A 5,222-nucleotide genomic window follows, 5' to 3' on the forward strand; every position below is an offset into this window, starting at 1 on the left:
AGCGTGTCGGCCGCCGCGCGCATCGCAGGATCGAGCGCATCGAGCCGCGTGCGCAGCACGCCGAGCGCGTGCTCGAACGACGCGATCGCGTCCGCGCACCAGCCGTCGACGTGTTCGGGCGTCGCATGCTCCGGCGCGAACGCCGGATCGTCGGACGGCTGCGCGAGCGCGACGTGCAACTGGCCCAGCCGCGTGCCGATGATCCCCGCGAACGCCGCATAGCCGAGCAGCGCGTCGGGTTCCTCGTCCGTTTCGTCGGTCTCTTCTTCGTCGGCGGCCGGCAGTGCGAGCTCGTCCACCGCGCGCCGCAGGAAGTCGAACGAACGCGTCCACGCGTCGCCCTGGTTGTCGACGTAGCGCTGCAGGATCGCGACCGTATGCGGCGTGCCGTCCGGATCGACGTGCACGACTTCGCCCGCGAGCGTCGCGGTGTTCGGGTAGCCGATCCGCGTCAGATAACGGCTCATTTCCGCTTCCGGATGCACGCCGTGCGCGACCTTGCGCACCAGTTTCAGCACGATCGCGTCGCCGATCACGAGCGAGCTGTTGCTCTGCTCGGCCGCGAGCCAGCGCACGTCGGCGTCGTCGCCGGGATCGAGCGCGGCGAGCGCGTCTTCCGGCAGGAACGCGAGCCGGCCGTCGTCGGAGGTCGGCACCGTCGCGCCGTCGCGCAGCTTGCGCAGCATCCCGTGTGCGAACGCCGGCAGCGCGAACGCGTCGGTCAGGTAACCGACCGAATGGCCGCGCCGCACGCGCGCCAGCGCGAGCTGCGCGAACAGCGGCTGCGAGGTCTCGCCGCCCCACGCGGCTGCCAGCGGCACGACGTAGCGTTCGACGTCGTCCTGCACATCGGATTCGACCCAGGCCTCCGCATACTGGAACGGTTCGCCCGGCACCGGCGTGACGACGTTCAGCCGGGCCGCGCCGATCGCACGGTCCTTCGACGCGAACCAGCGCCGCCGCGCGAGCCACGACGGCAACGCATCGTGCGCGAGCACGTGCAGCTGTTCGATATCCGGCCGCGCATCGCCGCGCCGCATCACGAGCGTCACGTATTCGGGCAGCGGCTCCGCATGGGGCTGCCGCCACGACGGCTCACGGCCGTGCCCGGCCAGTACGAACCACAGGAATCCGTACGGCGGGAAGGTGAGGAGATACGGGAGCTGGCCGATCGGCGGAAACGGCGAATCCGACGTCATCTCGATCGGCACGCGGCCCGCGAATTCGGACAGGTCGAGCTCGACGGCCTGCGACGCACGCGACAGGTTCGCGACGCACAGCACCGGATCGTCGCCGTCCAGCTCGCGCAGGTACGCGAGCACCTTGCGGTTTTCCGGGCGCAGGAAGCGGATCGTGCCGCGTCCGAACGCCTGCGACGCGCGGCGCGTCGACAGGATGCGGCGCGTCCAGTTCAGCAGCGAATGCGGGTCGCGCGTCTGCGCCTCGACGTTGACCGCGTCATAGCCGTACAGCGAACCCATCACCGGCGGCAGCACGAGCAGTTCGGGGTCGGCGCGCGAGAAGCCGCCGTTGCGGTCCGACGACCACTGCATCGGCGTGCGCACGCCGTCGCGGTCGCCGAGGTGGATGTTGTCGCCCATCCCGAGCTCGTCGCCGTAGTAGATCACCGGCGTGCCCGGCATCGACAGCAGCAGCGAGTTGATCAGCTCGATGCGGCGCCGGTCGCGTTCCATCAGCGGCGCGAGCCGGCGCCGGATGCCGAGGTTCAGCCGCGCGCGCCGGTCGCTCGCATAGGTCTGCCACAGCAGGTCGCGCTCGGAGTCGGTGACCATCTCGAGCGTCAGCTCGTCGTGGTTGCGCAGGAACACGGCCCACTGGTTGCTCGGCGCGAGTTCCGGCGTCTGCCGCATGATGTCGACGATCGGGAAGCGATCCTCGCTCGCGATCGACATGTAGATGCGCGGCATCAGCGGGAAGTGGAACGCCATGTGGCATTCGTCCTCGTCGCCGAAATATTCCTGCACGTCTTCCGGCCACTGGTTCGCTTCGGCGAGCAGCATCCGGTTCGGATACTCGGCGTCGATCGTCGCGCGGATCCGCTTCAGGATCGCGTGCGTCTCGGGCAGGTTCTCGTTGTTGGTGCCCTCACGCGCGACGAGATACGGCACCGCGTCGAGCCGCAGCCCGTCGATGCCGAGGTCGAGCCAGAAGCGCATCACCTGCATCACCTCGCGCACGACGGCCGGGTTGTCGAAGTTCAGGTCCGGCTGGTGCGAATAGAAGCGGTGCCAGTAATACTGGCCGGCGACCGGGTCGTGCGCCCAGTTCGACGTTTCCGTATCGAGGAAGATGATCCGCGTGCCCGCGTATTTCGTGTCGGTGTCGGACCACACGTAATAGTCGCGGTGCGTCGAACCCGGTTTCGCGCGGCGCGCGCGCTGGAACCACGGATGCTGGTCCGACGTGTGATTGATCACGAGCTCGGTGATCACGCGAATGCCGCGCGCATGCGCTTCGCGGATGAAGCGCCGCACGTCGGCCAGCGTGCCGTAGTCGGGATGCACGTCGCGGTAGTCGGCGATGTCGTAGCCGTCGTCGCGGCGCGGCGACGGGTAGAACGGCAGCAGCCAGATCGTGTCGACGCCGAGTTCGGCGATGTAGTCGAGCTTCGCGATCAGGCCGGGGAAATCGCCGATGCCGTCGTTGTTCGAGTCGTAGAACGACTTCACGTGCACCTGGTAGATGATCGCGTCCTTGTACCACAGCGGATCGTCCGCGCAGAGCGCCGGTGCGCGGCGGCGTGCACGGCGCCGGCGCGGTGTGCCGGCCGGCGCCAGCGACGGGAATTGCGCGCGGCGTACGTCGTCGAGGGAATCTTCGCGTTTCATCATCCGTGCCCTCCCGAAGGTGACCGGGCATCGCCCGGTTCGCGCGCCGCCGCCCGCGCGGCGCCTGGATGCGGCGTGAGCCGCCAGATCGCATACGGCCGCACGTGCGGATCGAGCGATACGTACTGGCGATGCCCGCGCCATGTTTCCGCATGCGTGGCGTCCTGCTCGAGCGCGTCGAGCGGTTCGCCGTCGACGAGCCCGAAGCCGCGCCACAGCGACGCATCGAGCGTGAAGTTCGCGACTTGCGGATGCCACGGGTCGGTGCTGATCGCGACGACGACCACACTGTCGAACGCCGGCGTCGCCTTCACGAACACGAGCACCGTGTCGTTGTCCGCATCGGCGAACGTGAGGCCGAGATGCGTCTGCAGCGCCGGGTGAGCGCGCCGCGCGCGGTTCAGCCGCGCGACCTCGGCGCCGATATGCGCGGCCTTGCTCCAGTCGCGTGCACGCAGCTCGTACTTCTCCGCGTTCGCGTATTCCTCGCTGTCCGGCAGCGGCGCCGATTCGCCGAGTTCGAAGCCCGAGTACAGGCCCCAGGACCCGGCCAGCGTCGCCGCGAGCGCCGCGCGGATCACGAACTGCGTGCGCGGCGCGTTCTGCAGGTGGCGCGGGTTGATGTCGGGCGTGTTGACGAAGAAGTTCGGCCGGAAGAATTCGCGCGCGGGGCCGGTCGTGAGTTCGGTCAGGTAGTCGATGAATTCGCGCTTCGACTCGCGCCACGTGAAGTACGTGTACGACTGCGAGAAGCCGACCTTCGCGAGCCGGTACATCATGCCCGGCCGCGTGAACGCTTCGGACAGGAACACGACGTCCGGATGCCGGCCGCGCACGTCGTCGATCATCCACGCCCAGAACGGCAGCGGCTTCGTGTGCGGATTGTCGACGCGGAAGATCCGCACGCCGGCATCGACCCAGAACAGCACCGCGTCGCGCAGCGCGAGCCACAGGTCGGGCAGCGCGTCCGGTGCGTAGAAATCGGGGTTCACGATGTCCTGGTAGCGCTTCGGCGGATTTTCCGCGAAGCGCAGCGAGCCGTCCGGCCGCCACGCGAACCAGCCTGGATGCGCGGCGAGCCAAGGATGATCGGGCGAGCACTGGATCGCGAAATCGAGCGCGATCTCGAGCCCGTGGCCGCGCGCGGCATCGACCAGCGCGCGGAACGAATCGAGCGTGCCGAGCTGCGGGTGCACGGCCGTGTGGCCGCCGTCCGGCGAGCCGATCGCGTACGGGCTGCCGACGTCGTCGGGGCCGGCCTTCAGGCTGTTGTTGCGTCCCTTGCGCGCGGTCGCGCCGATCGGGTGGATCGGCGGGAAATACAGCACGTCGAAACCCATGTCGCGGATGCGCGGCAGGTGCGCGATCACGTCATCGAACGTGCCGTGCCGGTGCGGGTCGTCGCTCGCCGAGCGCGGAAACATCTCGTACCAGCTGGAGAAGCGCGCCGCGCGGCGCTCGACGTCGACCGGGTAAGTCGTTTCGTCGTGCGTGACGAACGGGCGATAGCGCAGTGCCGCGAACGCATCGGCAAGCGGCGCCGCGCCGAGCTGCGCGAGCCGCGCGTCGGCCGGCGCGTCCTTGAATTCAGCGATGCGTTGTTTCATCTGCGTGAGCGCGCGCGCATCGAGTGGATCGGCGAGCTTGAGCGCGGTCGCGAGCAGCAGCTGCGCTTCGCGCAGTTCGAGCGTCACGTCCTGGCCGGCCGCGTGTTTCTTCGCGACATCGTGGACGAGCGACGCCCAGTCGTCGCGCCACGCGAGCACGCGAAATTCATGGCGGCCGAGCCGGTCGAGCGTCACGCGCGCGTGCCAGCCGTCGTTCGGTTCTGCTTCGAACGGGATTTCGCGCCAGTCGTCGTCGCCGGCGGCGCGCCACTGCAGCGCGGCCGCGAGATGCGCGTGCCCGTCGGTGAAGATCGACGCGTGGACGACGAGCGTCTCGCCGATCACGCGCTTGACCGCGAAGCGGCCGCCGTCGACCGACGGCTCGACGCGTTCGATCGCGATCCGTTCGGCCGCGAGCGCTGCGGAGAATGCAGCGCGCTCGTGGGTGGCGTCGCCGCGTGTCGTGACGGGCGGCGCCTGCCACGCGTGCAGCAAAGCGTACGCACCGGGTTCGAGCGTGAACGGTTCGAGCGCGGCCGGCGGGTGGGTTTGCGCAGCGTCGGGCGTGGCGACGCGCGTGAATCCGCCCGGCACGCCGGGCAGGATCGTCGCGGGGTCGACCGCCACCGCTGCATCGAGATCGGGATTCAGTGCGATCAGCAGCGCCGCTTCGTCGTGTTCGAGCGACGGCCCGGTGCCGCGCAGCAGTGCGGTCGCCGCTGCGCCAGGCGCGCTCAACTGCACGATTTCGCCGCGTGCGGCCGCG

At 69.4% G+C, this 5,222-nt stretch carries 2 protein-coding genes; both read right to left on the bottom strand.

Annotated elements, in window-relative coordinates:
* A partial coding sequence (gene treS / locus G3N99_RS34435; protein WP_206124601.1) for a maltose alpha-D-glucosyltransferase occupies positions 1–2,849 on the bottom strand: 2,849 nt, incomplete at its 3' end.
* Positions 2,849–5,222: alpha-1,4-glucan--maltose-1-phosphate maltosyltransferase (locus G3N99_RS34440; protein ID WP_206124602.1), on the bottom strand; the 2,374-nt coding region annotated here is incomplete at its 5' end. The genes treS and G3N99_RS34440, both read right to left, overlap by 1 nt.

This window comes from Burkholderia sp. Ac-20392 (assembly GCF_017104585.1).
GTDB lineage: Bacteria > Pseudomonadota > Gammaproteobacteria > Burkholderiales > Burkholderiaceae > Burkholderia > Burkholderia lata.